Origin of the sequence: Nocardia sp. NBC_00403 (assembly GCF_036046055.1) — a bacterium.
GTDB lineage: Bacteria > Actinomycetota > Actinomycetes > Mycobacteriales > Mycobacteriaceae > Nocardia.
Genome location: NZ_CP107939.1, coordinates 1,467,665 through 1,483,256, shown reverse-complemented (window position 1 = coordinate 1,483,256; position 15,592 = coordinate 1,467,665). Strand labels below are relative to the sequence as shown.

Genomic DNA, 15,592 nt, shown 5'->3' with positions numbered 1-15,592 from the left:
TCCCGCGCCTCCCTGCTGGCTCATTGGTAGGCACCCAACGCTGAGGAGGCGTGCACACCAACGGGCGGCTAGATGCGAGTCGGTATGCCGATGAGGGGACGCCCCCTACCCGGCGTCGGGGCCTGATGAGAACGGTGCCGCAGTCCACGTCCGCGAAGTACCAAGGTTTTTCGTACTCTTGGTAGTACGAAGCGCGTTGAATGGAATGGTGACTCTTATGGGCCAAGATCGCCGTAGCGTTGCGGACCGGGTAGCGCAGGCGCGGAAGTTGGCTGGGCTCACCCAGAAAACGCTGGCGGAGAGATCGAATATATCGCTCGGCCTGATTCGGTCGGTCGAGCAAAAGCGAGTGGGTGCCACCCCCGCCTTCCTCGGCGCGGTTTCCAAAGCGCTGCGGGTCAACGTCACCGATTTGACCGGGCAGCCCTTCGCCCCCACGCCCGGACAGGACACCGAGGTTCATGCCGCAATAGCGGTGCTGCGTACCGAGCTGGCCGCATACGACATTGACAACGCGTATGTGCCGGTCATTCGTGGGCTGCCGGAGATGGCCGGCGATGTCGAGAAGGTGTGCCGATATCGCCGGGCCGCGTCGTTCCATAAGCTCGGCGACGCATTGCCGTCCCTGCTGGGTGAGGTGCGCGCGGCCGTGCATCGCAGCAGCGGGAGCGACCGCGACCGCGCGCTGACGATGCTGTGCGAGCTCTACTACTCGGCTCACAGCCTCGCCCACAAACTCGGATACACCGACCTGGCCGCGCTCGCGATCGACCGGCTCGGGTGGGCAGCCAACGAAGCAAGCAACGAGCTGTGGATTGCGACGAGTCAGTTCCAGCGCGCCGCCCTACTCACCTCGGGCGGCGACTGGAGTGCAGCACTCAATTTCCTGGAGCGCTGCCGGTCCAGCATCGAACCGCGCCTCGGCGCCGGTCGACGGCACGACCTCATCGCTTGGGGAGGTCTGCACCTGCAATCCGGGCTGGCCGCCTCACGGTCCGGGAGACGCGATCTTGCCGATATGCATCTCGATGAAGCGCGACAGACCGCCGCCCGCCTCGGTGACGATCGCGACCCTGTCCTGTCGTTCGGTCCGACGAACGTCGGCATCTGGTCTGTCGCGCTGGCGGTCGAGGCCATGGATGGCACCGAAGCACTCAACCGGGCGCGGGCGCTGGTCATCCCGGCCGATGCACCGAAAGAGCGCGCGGGACACCATTACATCGACTTGTCCCGCGCGTACCTGATGCATGGCGAGCGCCGCCGCGCGTTCGACGCACTCGTGACCGCAAAGTCGATTGCGCCGTCACAGACTCGGTACAACCCGATGGTTCACGAGACGGTGCGCGCGTTGGCGCGGGCGGAGGCACGGTCCGTCGAAACGGTGCACGGCTTCGCCGTGTGGTGCGGGATCACTGACCGCCTGTAGTCAGTCGGCTGTGGGCAGACCCTTGGCAACCAGCGGTGTCAGGAACTCGACGCGGAACGACGCGACGTATTCGTTTCGCTGGTCCAGGAACCGTCGGGTGTGGGGCTGCCGCTCGTGCTCCTCGAACGCCTCGCGGTCGCGGTACACCTCGTAGAAGATCCGCGAGAGCGGTTCGCCCTCAACGGTGTTGGTGGCGTAAACCAGCGTGCCGGGCTCGTATTCAGTGATGCTCTTAACGGTATCGGCGACGAGTTGGTCGAAGCCTGCCGCCTTCTCGGCGTCGAACAAGTCGAACTTCACCACGAGTGCGTACATCCGCCCACCGTAACTGATCGACCCGACTGCCATGCTCGGCCGCAGATCATCGAAGGCTACCTAGGCGCCGTCGTCCTTCTTGTACTAACCCACTCGCGCCACCGCACGTTCGATCACATCTGCCTCTAGCCGTGGCCCTGGTGGCAATATTCTGGCGTTTTTCGGCCTACCCTACGATGGCAGGTTCGATTTGGCTTGCGTTGGATGGTTGGGGTAAAGCGATATTCACCACCCGCGACCATGCATCAGCGGAGGAATAATTCCGATAGCAACGAGAAGACCAACTACACAAGGTATGGCGACAAGAGTGAATGATCCCTTGTCGCGCATTCTGATAGCAGCCAGCGATCTGGAGAGCGCCTTAATAGAACTAAGAAGGCAGGTCGATATTCCCGCGAGAGTTCCAAGCATAGTCACTCGCGCAACTACGTCTATGAGGTCAAGCTCTGCCCCTTCCCTACCTAGTTGATGCGCCGAAGCCCGGATCGCGAGTAACGTCCCGTAGATCGCGCCCAATGCGGCTCTCTGAGCAAGCTTCTCGTGGAATGTAAGTGCCTCATCAGATCTATCAGTTAATGAGATGGTCAGAAATGCGATAGTCAGAGTAGCGACAGTGCAGCCCATGAGTACGCCGACGATGAAAGCTAAGACCGCCTGGGCTGTAGTCGATTGCCCCTTCGGAGCAGTAATATAGGGATCCAAGTATTGGCCTGCCACTACGATCGCGGCAAGGAGTGACAATGCGATGGCAGCCCGGGGGATATTCTTGCGATCGCGTAATTCCCGCTTTTCATCAGTTACATTCTGTAGCAAAGTAGGGAACTTCGAAAATGTTGCGTTTGCCCGATCCGGCGGGTTCTTCGTTTGACGGTTCCTTCGCGATCGAGGTCGCTTCTTTTTCGGCATCAATCACTCCCTAAAATGATACTCGATATCAGCGCCCCCTCGACGGAACCAGCGTACAAATGTATATGTTCTCGCGTATCAAGTTCCGCCAACACGGCGATGGCGCCCACGAGCGCGATACCTTTTACGCCTCCACCCTCGAGGACGAGGTCCGTGTCGGACATTTGCCTCCACCTCTCTAGTAAAGAGACCGGGGTAGTTCATCCTCCTCTGCCAGTCACCCGAATGTCACTGGCCGTTAGGTGGTGAAAAGATGTTGCCCGACATCACCAATCGGTCGCTTGACCTCACGCGACGCTTCGATGTATAGATATCGATCTCCGGTTCGTCGTGGCGTGGCAGGCGCATCCCACGCAAGGGATCAGCGGGATGCAGGGCCTTCTCCAAGCGCTTCTCGAATGTCTGCATGCTGATGGGCTGCACTCGTCGGGCATACCGCGCGCTCGGGCCCGAGCCAACGATCGAATGAGGAACCGTCGCATCGGGTCTCGGCAGCCAGGAAGCCCTTCCGAGAGCCTGCAAGCCTTTCGAGAGTCTATCAATCAGTGAGATGGGTGAATCGTCGGTGGCGATGAAAAGATCGGAGGCTGGCGGTAGGTTTCCGGTCCCTCGCTGACGCGACACAGTCCCACCGCGACAGCCGGCGGCAAGCCGTGGCACCCGACGGCCGAGTATCGCGCCACCGTAATGCTCGCCGCAGCAGTTGGACTATATCGACCCTTTCGACAACCTACACGTGGGACGATGGACACTCATCAAAAAGTCGGTGCTTGCCCTATCGAGCACCACCGATGGACGCGCCGCGAGCGGCGAGGGGGCTCTGCGTTCCTACCCAAAAACGGGCGATCTCAGTAGCTAACTGTTCTGTCCCGCGATACGCATGAGCGAATGCTCGGCCGTTGCGGCGGAATTGTATCTTGTGCCAGGCAATGCGGATGCCCCGACTATCCAGGTCAGATGAAGGAGTTAGCAATGACACCATTTCGATTGGGTGTTTACGGAATCGACTGCTCCGCACCGGGTTCATCTCCGATCGATTACAGTCTCGAGACGCTGTTCGACCCCAAGTACACCTACAGTTTCCCTCGATACTGGTCGACTGTCACCGGGGGGACACGAACGATCGAGGCGACCGTACACCCGTGGATCAACGTCGGAACCGACCCGAAAACTATTAGTGAACTCGAAGGCGACCCTGGTATAGGTGTGGAACGGCGCACGATAGGCGCAGGACACGCGATCTGGCATATCAACAAGAATTTGGGCGGATCGAAGGCACACACTTTCGACGGGCTTGCCATCTGGGTCGCTGGGCGGCCGAGGGCCGTCACAGTAGATGCCGGCACCACGGGGATCCGGCAAGAGGGGCACACCTATGGCGTCTCCTACTTCGACCTCGCTACCGAGCACTACGTCATCGCCCACGAACTCGGCCACCTCCTGGGATACGGCCATTCGGCCGGGCCAGCGCATTCCGTGGATCAGTGGGGTACATATGACGACCCGGTAGACATAATGTCTGCCAAGAGATTTGGTCGGCAGCGTCCGGCGTTCTCCATCCCGGCGGTGGACCGCAAATTCCTCTTCGCGAGCCCGTTGTGGGGCATGGCGGGCCCAGGGGTCTCGCCAGCGACACTGTGGAGGTTCGCGGAGTCGCGCCCGATGCAGCGCTTCGATGCGAAAGACGCTGAGTGGGTGCTGAAACTGCCCGCAGCCGCGGCGCCTACGTTCGTCAAGCTGCATGCGGCGGGTCCTGGCCGCGGCGACGCGCCGACGTTGGTGGCGATACCGTCTGCGGGACCGAACCCGGTATGGACCACGGTCGAGTACCGGCCCCCCAGCGGCTGGGACCGCGGTCTTGCGAACACGACCCTAGGTCCAGGCGTGTGATCCACACGATCCTTCGCGAGGATGGTGCTCCGAACGACGGCCCGGTGGACCGGGTGTTCTACGAAGGCACCTTGCCGATACCCAGCCCTGAAGGCGACCAGGACTGGTCGAACGGCCGGATCGGGGTGCGGGTCTTAGATCACACGTCAGCTGTGGTGTATTTGCTGGTCGGCGCCGTGCTACCCACCGTCCGGCAAGCCTCCCTGACCCTCGCTCCAAAAATAACGAATGCTCCGCTGAAACCGGCAGGGGAAGCGATACTGTCCCATATCGGACCGGAGTGCGGTCAGCATTCGTTTGAAATGCTGTGGGAAGAAGATACCTATCTTGTGACCGCAGCGGTTGAGCACGCCGGGTTCGACACTCCTGTCCTGCAATTCGAAGTCAACGGCGTCCGCACGGCCAACTGGGTGGACGCGACCGCAGGGGGATCGAAAGCATTCGTTCTGAAAGTCCCAGCAGTAGTCCAGGTCCCCATGTTCCAGAAAGATCCCGAAATCATCGCCAAAACCATCGACATCAGCTACCGGACCGATCACAACAAGGCGTATTTCACGATTCCTGGCGGGGACGGCAAGTATCAGCTGTCGATCGGTGTATACGTTGCCGAGAAGGCGGCTGCTCCGCCCACTGACCTCGCGCAGGCTCGCGCCGACGTCGAAGTCGAGACCAGGATGTACCAGTTACCTCCGGAAGCTGTGGCGGGCTACAGAGAATGCATCATCACTATGATGAATAGAACGAAACTCGAGAAATTTGAAGTCATCAACCCGAAGTATTTAACTGACTATCTTAGAGATCATCAATTTGTGGAACTGGGCCCGATAATCGCCGAACTGACCGCAATCGCCGAAGACTCGCCAATTGCTGGCGAGAAAATACTCTCCGCAGCCGCGACGCAATTGCAGATGCCGTTGGACGAATTGCGTTCCATCGGAAAGGAGTTACGCCGACACGTTTGAACTGCGCTGCCCTGCTCAATCTAGGCTTCTCGGTGGGGCCGCTGGCATAACTTGGACGGAGGACGTCGGCAATGCGGCGAGGTCGTCGCGCTCGGCCCTGGCGACCCAGCCGGAGCCGATCGTGCCGTACCACCCGGTCCCGAATTGGCGGTCAAGAAAGGTCTCAACCACGATATGCGGCAGCTGGAGGAAGCGGGATGGGCGCGCGGTTTCAAAGCGCGTGGCAACACCGAATCGCTGGGTGACTACACGTGGTCGGGGGATCTTTGATGGGGCACATCCGGAGCCAAGCCTGCGTACGCGTCGCTTGGGCGTCGGCGCTGGCCGGCCTGCTAGTGCTCACGGGATGTGGTAGCGACCCCTCGGATGTCGAGAAGATCGGGGAATGTGGCGGTATCCACTTCCCGGACAGCGCGAAAGTCATCGCAACCAAGAGTGCCATGGCCGGCGGTGGCGATCAGACCGTCGAGGTGGTTGCCGAGCTACCGCGCGCCGATCTGGACTCGTTCCAAGCGAATTCGCATCTCGACCAATTCCAGGCTGGAGTGCCGAGCAACTGGAAGAGCCAGTACTGGCAGGGCAGCGGCGTAGCGGATTCGCTGCAGGCCGATGCCGGGAACGAGCATTACACCGAATGGGACGGCAAAACCGGGCGACAGGTGGTCGTGCACGACCTCGGAGGCGATAAGAGCATGGTGTTCGCCCGCGGATTGTGTTGACAAGTAACATGATCTCTGTGGGCTCGGCGAGTATGCCGAACCTCTGCATTACGCCATTGAGTGTTGACATCGGCGGCGTAGCCTCGTAGGCGTCAGCAGCAAACGTGCCGATCACCTGGAACATCCTGTAGCGCTTGCGTTTCAATAGCACCAGGAGTTTGGCGCCGGGGGCTGATTCGAGGTGTCTTACAGACCTTCGTGGAAGACGAAGCCGCGCAGTGCCAGGAAGCGCATACCGCCGACCGCCGCCATGAGGGCGATCACGGCGCCCGCCTGTGCGATCTCGCCGAGGCCGGGTGCCCAGAACTCGAGACCGGCCAGCGCCGCCGTGCTGATCAGCAGGCCGATCAGCGCCAGCCCGCCGCCTTCCCACTGTGCGGTGAACCAGCCGACCCGTCCGGCCGCGCGGAAGGTGAGTTGCCGGTGCAGTTCGTTCGCGATCACCGTGCTGACGATCGAGCCGACGATATTGGCGACCAACGGGCCGAACCCGTTCATGGCCATGAACAGCAGCACATAGGCAATGTTGCTGGAGCCGCCGACCAGGGCGAAGCGGATCAGCTGGGCGAAGGCGTGATCACCGCGCAGATACTGCATCACGCGGGCGAGTCGGTCGAGCCATTCCGCGCGCAGCATCGGGTAGGAGCCGGCACCGATAGTCAGATCGAAGCCATCGAGGATCGTCTTGTGGACGTATGGCTGCCGCAGCCCGGAAGTGGCAATTGCTGTGCTGTTCACATGAGTACTGTCGCCAGCGTGGTCGACACCGACCTGACGCCGACCTGACACGCCAACCGACACGATGTTCGGCCTGGTCACAGCGGGCAAGGGGTGACGAACAGGCACCGGTCTGTGTATTACACGGGATCATCGACAGGCTCGAGCTCAGCGACGAGCCGCTGGCGGTGACCGCCCCGCACGCCAGGTGCAACAAATGATCGGCGGATGGGCTTGTCGACCATCGACGCGATCTTCTCCGCCCGGCCGTCGATGGTGGAGTCGAGTTGGAGGGGCCCAGCCGTTCCGAAGGCCCGCTGACCGATCCGTCAATTGACCTGTGTGCGTCGGGAATCCGTTCGATACTTGGGAGATTGCTTCGCGACCAACTCCGGAGGAATCATGACCGAGATCGTTTCCAACACGGCAGTTGACACCATCTACTTCGGCGGGGATATCGTCACCGTCGACGACGCCCGGCCCAGCGTGGAGGCGGTCGCTGTGAAGGGTGGTCGAATCGCGGCCGTCGGGGACCTGACCGATGTGTTGGCGCAGGCCGGTGACGATACGCGGCTGGTGAATCTGCGCGGCCGGACGCTGCTGCCCGGGTTCGTCGACGCACACAGCCATCTGTCACTGACCGGGTTCCAGGCAGGCACGGCGAATCTGCTGCCCGCGCCCGATGGCGAGGTCAACGACATCGCTGCGCTGCAGGCCGCGCTAAAGGCGTGGACCGACACCGAGACTGGGAAGGCGTGGACTTGGATCATCGGATTCGGTTATGACGATGCCCAATTGGCGGGCCTCGCGCATCCGACCCGTGATGATCTGGACGCCGTTTCGGTAGAGCGGCCGGTGCTGGTGATCCACCAATCCAGCCATCTGGGGGCTGTCAACAGCAAGGGCCTCGAGCTGCTCGGGTATGACGAGAGCTCCGAAGATCCCGAGGGCGGGGTGATCCGGCGCTGGCCCGGAACCCTCGTGCCCAATGGGGTACTGGAGGAGACTGCATTCTTTGCGGCGTGGGGGAAGTCGGCAGAGGACTTCGACGAAAAGGAGCGCCGCCGGCTGATCGGGCTCGGTCAGCGGGCGATGGCTGCGTTCGGATTCACGACCGCGCAGGATGGCCGGGTAATGACGACGACGGATCTGGACGCGCTGCGAGCCGCCGCCGATAATGGCCTGTTCGATATCGATGTGGTCGCTTACCCGGACAGTTCGCTGGCTGCGAAGCTCGAGGAGGCGCCTGGGCCGCAGTACACGAACAGACTGCGGATCGGCGGGCTGAAGCTGGGGCTCGACGGGTCGCCGCAAGGGCGGACCGCCTGGCTGACCCAGCCGTACCTGACGCCCCCAGGGGGCAAGGGCCCGGAGTACCGGGGATATCCGGCGATGACGGACGACATGGTGCTGGACGCGGTTTGCGGCGCATACAGCAAGGGGTGGCAGATCCTTGCGCATGTCAATGGCGATGCCGCTGTTGACCAGTTCATCACCGCGTTGCGGCAGGCCACCACACGTTATCGGCCCATTGATCCGCGGCCGGTGGCGATCCATGCGCAAACCGCGCGGGAGGATCAGCTCGATGCCATGCAGGAGTTGGGCGTGATTCCGTCGTTCTTCTCCATGCACACCTTCTACTGGGGCGACTGGTACCGGGAAACCGTGCTCGGCGAACGGCGCGCGGCCCGAATCTCGCCTGCCGCATCCGCATTGCGGCGGGGACTGCGCTACACCTCGCACCATGATGCGCCGGTGGCGCTGCCCAGCTCGATAGCGGTGCTGGCCAGCCAGGTCACCCGGGTCACCCGCAGCGGACATGTGCTGGGCGAGCAGCAGCGGGTTTCGGCGCTCGACGCCATCAAGGCGACCACGCTGAACGCCGCTCACCAGTACTTCGAGGAGGCGACCAAAGGCTCGATCACCGTGGGTAAGCTGGCCGACTTCGTTGTGCTGAGCCGCAATCCGCTCGCAGTCGAGCCGGACGAGATCAAGAACATCCAGGTGCTCGAGACCATCAAGGAGGGGCGGACCATCTACCCGGAGCAGGAGTAGTGGTGCTGGACCTCCCAGGCCGTGCCCAGCCGAATCAACGCCACCACCCTTGTCACCGGCGATGCCGATACCGGCTACCGGACCATCGACATCGCCCACAAGGCTCTCCGCACCGACCCCACCCGGGTCTACCATCAGCTCATGTTCTACCTGCGCAATCCCGGGCTGCGATCAGAACTCGACACCGAACCCGGGTTGGATCGGTTCCGCCGCGGCGGCTATTTGCCGGAACACTCGCCTTCCTTCGTCGACAGGCACATTCGCGAGGCGAGCGCCGAATAGCACCGCACCGCACCACCGGCGGTGGCGATCGACCGAGCAGCCTCACGCGGTCAACGCAGTGATCCCGGCTCGGGACGCGCCCTGCACGATCTGGATGACAGGCGGCCGCGACATCGCCTACGACGCCGATCGCGACAGCGACGGCAACACCAGCGGTTGCGAAACATCCGACGGGATGAAGGCGAGTTGAACAGTGCGGCAATGTGTTCGGCGGTTCCACACGCACGTGCGATGGCTCGGTGCCGCGACGGTCAGGCGGCTGGTCCGGTGGTCCGCCCTCGAATCCACTGGGCGATGGCGATCAGGGCCGAGATGAGGGAGATGGCACCGGCGAGCCATGCCCAGGTCGTGAGACTCGCAGTGGCATAGGCGACCTGACGCATGCCAGGCACCGGGTATTGGCCGTTGCCGGTAGCCCAGCGAACCAGTAGCCCGACCTGGGTACCCGCATCCCGGGCGGATCCGTATCCGACCATGCGTTTCACTTCGGCCGCCTTGCTGTTCAAATGGGCCACCACGACGACTATGAGAAGCGCCAGTGTTACCGAAGAACCCACCGCGACATAGGAAAGCACCTTGGTGCGTGCCCGAAGGTTCACCAGTACGGCGAAGACGGTCACGGCACTGGCCGTGCTGGCGAGTACGCCCCAGGTGCCGTTGACATCCGCGGCGGGCGGCGGCGATCCGGACCAGAGGCTCGCCAGTGATGTGGATATCTGAAGCCCACCGAACGGATCGGCGCTGATCTGGCCGTCGGTGCCGGAAGCGGTAAGCCACGGCTTGAACAGCATGCGGAACGTGATGATGCTCCCGACCGCGGCGCACAGGTAACCCCAGTTCCCTCGAAGCGATGCCAGAACCTTCGCAACTTCTTCCCTGCGCTGCGAGACAATGCGTTGTACAGTGCTCGGCGTATCGACCTTCCGATAGCGAATCTTGTTTGCTTGCCATGGAGTCGGCTGCACCATCAGCCCAGCCTATGAGGCCGGCAATCATTTTTGCCGTTAAGAACTGCCAATCTTCCGATGCATCCGGACCGGTACCCGACCGTTAGCTCCAGAGACAAAAATTCCGCACACAGCGAGGCTTCGAGTCAACTCGACGTTCGTACCAGCAGATTCACAAGACACCCTGATTTAGGGTCAACTCGCCAGCGAAATTTTGGCAACCGTCGATTGGCGCTCGACGACCATGCCGATCATCGAATCGAGGTGCGGCCGTTAATGAAACGCAAATATCGCGTCCAGGTCAGCACTTCGCAAAGCCCCTTGCGAGCGCCGCACCACCTCATTGCGGTGTTCGGCCGCCCATTCGGCGACGGGCCCCGAACACGAAGGTCAGCTGTGGCCCGTGGTTGTCGGTGGGTACCCGACCTGAGCGGGACGGTCGGGACTCCGTCGGATCGACGAGACCGTCGCGTTCGAGTCGGCGCAGGGTCAGCGTCAGCAAGCGCTGTGAGATCCCGACTCCCGGCAGCCCTCCCGGCTGACAGATCCCATCTGTGGTCTCGACGTACTCCACGATCGCGGGTGACTTCCCGACCCGCACGAAGAGCGATCTCGGCGAGCTGCTCGGCAGGCCCAGCGCCCAGCGTTGCCGGTGATCGCCGACTCCGACGGCTGACGTCCGCGAGCCGATCGTTCGGCCGAGCGATATGGCCATATTCAGGGCGTACAGGGTATTGACTGGACGCAAATCCGGAGGAGACTAATCATTACACCGGAACACCGGAGAGAGCCGCACTGTCGGCAGAGACGTCTGTCGTAGGCGTTGACCCTTTTTCCAGGATCTGGCCAGGCCCCCGGCAAGCCAATCGAATACCGGAGCTTCGAGCGACGGCTGAAGTTCATGGAGTCGATGGAGACTACCGGGGACTGTTCTGTGTGGGGGTGTTTCCGAGCGAGGTCTCCGGTGAGCGGCTCGAGCAGCCCGTCGGAGCCATTCGGCTCACGAAGTGAACCAGCGCCGAATCCGCGTGGCGGCGAATTCGGCTTTCTCGATCGCGAGTTCGGCCGAGGGCGGGTCGAACGGTGCGATCGGTGTGGGCCCGGAAAGGAAGTCGGCGTCGACCTTGCCGACGAGGCCGTCCCCGAATTCGATGTAGCAGGAGCCGCGGCCGAGATACTTCTCGGGATCGGGCGTGCCGTGCAACCGTGCACCGATGTGCGCTGCCACCGTGCGGGCGGCATCCTCGGCGAACACGCCGGCTCGTGGGACCGGCGCGTCCGCGCAGTCACCGATCGCGTAGACGCCCGGATACCGGGTGGCGAGCGTGCGCGGGTCGACGTGGATCCAGCCGTCGGCGCCGCCGACGGTCAGCCCGGATGCCTCGACCACGGGCGGAACACAGTGCGTCGGGATGCCGATGAACAGGTCGTAGGCGAGGTCACCGGCGTCGGTGGCCGCGACATGGTGCTTCGGGTCGAGCGCATGGACCCGCGTTCCCGGGGAGTAGTCGATCCCCCGTCGGGCGAGCGCCTCGACGAGCGCGGCAGAGGTGTCCGCGGAGACGGGAATCGGTGAGTCCATGGGGGTGAGCATGTGCATTCGGGTGCGGTCGCGAAGGCCACGCCGCGTCAGCAGCTCGTGCAAGAGCATCGCGCCCTCGTAGGGTGCGGGCGGGCATTGGAACGGCACACTCAACACCGCGGTCACAATGGTTCCGCCGTCGAAAAGGGCCAGTCGATCGCGGAGTCGGCAAGCTCCTTGGATCGAGTAGTACTCGTGGCCGTCCTCGATGAACCCCGGGGTGGCGGCCGGGTCGTAATCGGTGCCCAACGCGACGACGAGGAAGTCCGGTTCATAGCTGGCGGCATCGGTGACGACACGGCGGGTCCGCGGGTCGATCGACGTCACCGATTCCTGTCGGAACTCGACGCCGGGACAGGCGAGATCGGCGTAGCGGATGCGGACGGATTCCGGTGTCCGACCGCGAAAAAGGATGTCCAGTTTGGTGAAACCGAACGTGAACCCCTCGTTGTGGTCGATGAGTTCTACGTCCGCCTCTGGCAGTGACTCCGACAGGCAAGCGGCGAGTTCCAGCCCGCCGAAGCCGGCGCCGAGGATAAGCACCGTTGGCTTTCGAACGTTGTCGGCGATCGACATTGCGCACCCCACGATGCAGCAGCGGTTGGACGAGTCATGATCGGGCTATTTCTCGAGCCGTGTTGTCGGCGCGGGCATCATCGCTACTCCCGGTTGAACCGCGCCCGAATCACCTCCATTCGCGCCTGCAACTCCTCCGGGGTGATCAGTCCGCGATCCATCAGCGTGTGGGCCGTCACGACTACCGATCGGGTTCGCACGGGGAAGCCGTGGTAGATCGTCTCGCCGAGTGCATCCTCGACATGGCGGCGTTCCAGGTTGTCCAATGTGCCGCGCCAGGACAGGCATTCGCACGTCGCCTGCATGCTCGACTCCCACGGGTCCGGCTTGCGGTCGAGTTCGGGAAGCGAGCTCTCCCGGTGCGACTCGGGGTCCAATGTGTGCAGGAGAACCTCGTACGGACCGCTTGTCACTGCCGACCACCTCGTCCCGTGGCGGCCTCGGCCTGGTCCGGCGGCGCCTGCGCGGTCCAGTCGACCTGCGGCAATGCCACGCCGATCATCGTGTCCCGAGTGACGATGGCCGCCAGTTGCTCTTCCGTCCAGCCCTCGGTGCCTTCGGGCCGCATCGGCATCACCATGAACCGAGACTTCTGGTTCGAGTCGTGCACCCGGACCTCGACGTCGGGCGGAAAATGCAGGCCGAATTCGGCGAGCACCTCGCGGGGCCAACGCACGAGGCGCCGACGGTAATTGGGGGTGCGATACCAGTCCGGAGACATACCCAGAACCGGGCGCGGGTAGCACGAACACAGCGTGCACACGATCACGTTGTGCACCTCGGGCGTGTTCTCCAGCACGTAGAAGTACGTGTAGTCGCTCGGCGTTCCGGAGCCGGTCGGGTCACGCCAGTCGATGCCGACCTCCTTGCACGTCTCGGTACCGTCGGCGAGCAGGCGCGCCTTGAAATCCGGATCCGTCCACGCCTTCGCGACCAATTTCGATCCGCCGTGCGGACCGACCGATTCGGCCCACTCGGAGAAGCGTCGGTGATCTTCCTGCGAGAAGAGGCCCTTTTCGATGGCGAGTTCGCGAATCGCCGTCTCCAAGACCTCGAACTCGCTGATCTCTCCGGTCGTCTGGATCGCTGCGTGCGCCCCGTGATCGTGGGTCTGACTCACTTGGCATCCTCCTCTGCGTGCTCGAGCCAACGCTCGGAGACCTCCGTCTCCAGGGTGTCGACGGCGAAGCCGGTGTATTTGGGCCACAGATCTATCTGGCGGAACCGCACCACGTAGAACGGTTCGACGCGGCCGTCGTCGCGGCCCCATGCCTCGTCCTCCGGAATCACCCACTCGGGCCGGTGTTCGACGACAACGCCCGTGCGCCCGCGGGTGTACGCCTGGGTGCGGGTGTGGAACATCGACGTCTTGTCCCGAACCCGAACGCGATCGCCGATCTCGTACTTCCTGGTCATGTCCGCGCCTCCATCCGTGCGCGTACCTCGTCCAATTTCGCCGACAGCTCGTCGGGGGTGATCAAACCCTTGTTGATCAGGTACTTCGCGGCGACAGTCGCCCAACGTGCGTAATAGGGCAGACCGAAGTACAGCGTCGCGCCGAGGTCGTTCTCGGCTCGGCGGCGTTCCTCGGAATTCCACACGCCACGCCAGCCGAGGCATTCGCAGGTGACGTAAGTGTTCATCTCCCAGGGTTCTTCGACTTTTTCCTGGTATTCGACCGGCATATCCGGCTGTCCGCCGACGTCGTGCAGGACGTGACGGAGAGCGGCAAACAATGCGTTCGAGATCTCGTACGGGGAATCCAGCGGGGTACGGAACACTGGAGCGATGTCTGCGACGCGATGTTGAAGTTCGTCGAATCGGTTCGGTGAACTCATGAGGTCTCCGTTGCGACAGATCCGATATCTCCCGACCGGGTGATTACATACGGCGCACACCAGGCTATGGCCGACCGCTGGAGCGGCTGGCCGATGATCCCGCAGGTGGGAAACACCGGCGGCAATGTGACACCTATCGCAATTGCGTCATCCGCTTGCCAAGGGTACACGTCAAGATCGCTGTGCTGAAGGGTGCTCGAGCTCAGCGTTTCGCGTCCTTGAATACCACGGGTAGGTCGTCGTGCCGCATCGCCACGCGTGTGCCGAAGCCGCGGCTTATTTGCTCGATGGTCTCGCACAGCCATCGGGATTCGCTGCGCGCGGCCGATTCGAGGCGCATGCGCCGAACCCGCAGCGGAATCATTTGCACTTCCACCGCATCGATATCGATCGTCACCAGATACAGCAGACGAAGATCGGTGCGGTACCGCTCATGGCCATGAATGCCCTCGTAGTCGTCGATGACATCGCCGCACCCGTACAGAATCGGTTTGCCCCGATAGATTTCGATCGGCCGCGGATGGTGTGCGGAATGCCCGTGCACCAGGTCGACGCCGGCATCGATCAACCGATGTGCAAACTGCGTTTCGCTCAGTGCCACCCCGTAGCCCCAGTTGGGTCCCCAATGTATGGAGACGATAGCGATATCGCGAACACGCTTATGCGCCAAAACATTTGCCGCCACCTCGTCGGCGGCACGAACACTCGGCGAATTGCCGACCCACCACAGCCCTGGCCGATCACGACATGCGGCCCAGTAATCCGGAACCCCGCTCGATCCCGCCGCGACCGAGACGATCACCGCCCGACGTCCGCCCTCGAGTTCTGATATCGCCGGGACCAGGGCGTTGTCGAGATCCGCACCCGCTCCGGCGTGGTGGATACCCGCGGAATCGAGCGCTTCGAGGGTGTCGGCCAGGCCTTCGATACCGAAGTCGAGGATGTGGTTGTTGGCCAGTGCGCACACGACCGGCGCGACAACTGTCAACACCGGCAGGTTGTCCGGGCTCATCCGGTAGTGGATGCCTTTGGCAGGGTCGAATGCGCCGTCGGCGGTGATCGCGGTTTCCAGGTTGATCAACCGCACGTCGGGGTCGAACTGCGCGAGGATCGGCAGGACAGCACCCCACGGACGGCGGAAATCCACCGGGCGGATAAAGAGGCCGTTCGCACGTTCGGCCAACTCCACATATGTCCGTGCATCGTCGACGTATCGTTCGCGCAGCCTCGGATCGCCGGGATGCGGCAGAATCTGGTCCACCCCGCGGCCCAGCATGACGTCGCCGCCCAGCAGCACGGTCGTCATACCACCATTGTCGTTCATTTCCGAATTTCTGGAAATCAGTAATGTGGGCGGCCGGTCCGCGATCCGGCACA

At 62.7% G+C, this 15,592-nt stretch carries 17 protein-coding genes; 6 read left to right on the top strand and 11 right to left on the bottom strand.

The window, feature by feature from the left end; all coding sequences use genetic code 11:
• Window positions 1–205: 205 nt before the first annotated feature.
• Window positions 206–1,426 (top strand): helix-turn-helix domain-containing protein, encoded by a 1,221-nt coding sequence (locus OHQ90_RS06355; protein WP_328408201.1) that lies wholly within the window; start codon window positions 206–208, stop codon window positions 1,424–1,426.
• Here OHQ90_RS06355 and OHQ90_RS06350 read toward each other — a convergent pair whose 3' ends face one another.
• Entirely contained in the window at window positions 1,427–1,741 is a 315-nt protein-coding gene (locus tag OHQ90_RS06350; protein ID WP_328408199.1) for a putative quinol monooxygenase, read from the bottom strand.
• Window positions 1,742–1,966: 225 nt separating this feature from the next.
• On the bottom strand, window positions 1,967–2,647 hold the full coding sequence (locus tag OHQ90_RS06345) for a hypothetical protein (protein WP_328408197.1): 681 nt from the start codon (window positions 2,645–2,647) through the stop codon (window positions 1,967–1,969).
• Window positions 2,648–3,907: 1,260 nt separating this feature from the next.
• On the opposite strand from OHQ90_RS06345, the gene OHQ90_RS06340 reads away from it, so the two are divergent.
• The 3 genes from OHQ90_RS06340 (at window position 3,908) to OHQ90_RS06330 (ending at window position 6,218) form a co-directional block, all read left to right on the top strand.
• Window positions 3,908–4,537 carry a hypothetical protein gene (locus OHQ90_RS06340; protein WP_328408195.1) on the top strand — a complete coding sequence of 210 codons (630 nt, stop codon included), beginning with the start codon at window positions 3,908–3,910 and terminating at the stop codon, window positions 4,535–4,537.
• On the top strand, window positions 4,534–5,499 hold the full coding sequence (locus tag OHQ90_RS06335) for a hypothetical protein (protein ID WP_328408193.1): 966 nt from the start codon (window positions 4,534–4,536) through the stop codon (window positions 5,497–5,499). The genes OHQ90_RS06340 and OHQ90_RS06335 overlap by 4 nt, the downstream gene beginning before the upstream one ends.
• A gap of 269 nt (window positions 5,500–5,768) precedes the next feature.
• Window positions 5,769–6,218: a hypothetical protein gene (locus tag OHQ90_RS06330; RefSeq protein ID WP_328408191.1), complete on the top strand. Its 450-nt coding sequence runs from the start codon at window positions 5,769–5,771 to the stop codon at window positions 6,216–6,218.
• Between the two features lie 186 nt (window positions 6,219–6,404).
• On the opposite strand, the gene OHQ90_RS06325 is transcribed toward OHQ90_RS06330, so the two are convergent.
• Window positions 6,405–6,854 carry a GtrA family protein gene (locus tag OHQ90_RS06325; protein ID WP_328412615.1) on the bottom strand — a complete coding sequence of 150 codons (450 nt, stop codon included), beginning with the start codon at window positions 6,852–6,854 and terminating at the stop codon, window positions 6,405–6,407.
• Window positions 6,855–7,337: 483 nt separating this feature from the next.
• Here OHQ90_RS06325 and OHQ90_RS06320 point away from each other — a divergent pair, with 483 nt between their 5' ends.
• Together OHQ90_RS06320 and OHQ90_RS06315 are read left to right on the top strand one after the other, a co-directional pair.
• Entirely contained in the window at window positions 7,338–8,990 is a 1,653-nt protein-coding gene (locus tag OHQ90_RS06320; protein ID WP_328408189.1) for an amidohydrolase, read from the top strand.
• 21 nt (window positions 8,991–9,011) lie between these two features.
• Window positions 9,012–9,272 (top strand): hypothetical protein, encoded by a 261-nt coding sequence (locus tag OHQ90_RS06315; protein ID WP_328408187.1) that lies wholly within the window; start codon window positions 9,012–9,014, stop codon window positions 9,270–9,272.
• A 251-nt stretch (window positions 9,273–9,523) separates the two neighbouring features.
• Here the strand turns inward: OHQ90_RS06315 and OHQ90_RS06310 are convergent, their stop codons facing one another.
• The 8 genes from OHQ90_RS06310 to OHQ90_RS06275 all read right to left on the bottom strand — a co-directional run bounded on the left by OHQ90_RS06310 (window position 9,524) and on the right by OHQ90_RS06275 (window position 15,539).
• Window positions 9,524–10,240, bottom strand: coding sequence for a hypothetical protein (locus OHQ90_RS06310; RefSeq protein ID WP_328408185.1), 717 nt, complete (start codon window positions 10,238–10,240; stop codon window positions 9,524–9,526).
• A 319-nt stretch (window positions 10,241–10,559) separates the two neighbouring features.
• Window positions 10,560–10,967 carry a hypothetical protein gene (locus OHQ90_RS06305; RefSeq protein ID WP_328408184.1) on the bottom strand — a complete coding sequence of 136 codons (408 nt, stop codon included), beginning with the start codon at window positions 10,965–10,967 and terminating at the stop codon, window positions 10,560–10,562.
• 252 nt (window positions 10,968–11,219) lie between these two features.
• Window positions 11,220–12,377, bottom strand: coding sequence for an NAD(P)/FAD-dependent oxidoreductase (locus OHQ90_RS06300; protein ID WP_328408182.1), 1,158 nt, complete (start codon window positions 12,375–12,377; stop codon window positions 11,220–11,222).
• Window positions 12,378–12,460: 83 nt separating this feature from the next.
• Window positions 12,461–12,790, bottom strand: a complete 330-nt coding sequence (locus tag OHQ90_RS06295; RefSeq protein ID WP_328408180.1) for a ScnB — start codon at window positions 12,788–12,790, stop codon at window positions 12,461–12,463.
• Window positions 12,787–13,497 (bottom strand): thiocyanate hydrolase subunit gamma, encoded by a 711-nt coding sequence (gene scnC, locus OHQ90_RS06290; protein ID WP_328408178.1) that lies wholly within the window; start codon window positions 13,495–13,497, stop codon window positions 12,787–12,789. Before scnC ends, OHQ90_RS06295 begins: the two co-directional genes overlap by 4 nt.
• The gene (locus tag OHQ90_RS06285; RefSeq protein WP_328408176.1) at window positions 13,494–13,793 is read right to left on the bottom strand and encodes an SH3-like domain-containing protein; all 300 of its coding nucleotides are present in this window, start codon (window positions 13,791–13,793) and stop codon (window positions 13,494–13,496) included. The genes scnC and OHQ90_RS06285 overlap by 4 nt, the downstream gene beginning before the upstream one ends.
• Window positions 13,790–14,215, bottom strand: a complete 426-nt coding sequence (locus OHQ90_RS06280) for a hypothetical protein (protein ID WP_328408175.1) — start codon at window positions 14,213–14,215, stop codon at window positions 13,790–13,792. Before OHQ90_RS06280 ends, OHQ90_RS06285 begins: the two co-directional genes overlap by 4 nt.
• 202 nt (window positions 14,216–14,417) lie before the next feature.
• Window positions 14,418–15,539 (bottom strand): CapA family protein, encoded by a 1,122-nt coding sequence (locus tag OHQ90_RS06275; protein ID WP_442941332.1) that lies wholly within the window; start codon window positions 15,537–15,539, stop codon window positions 14,418–14,420.
• Between the last annotated feature and the right edge of the window lie 53 nt (window positions 15,540–15,592).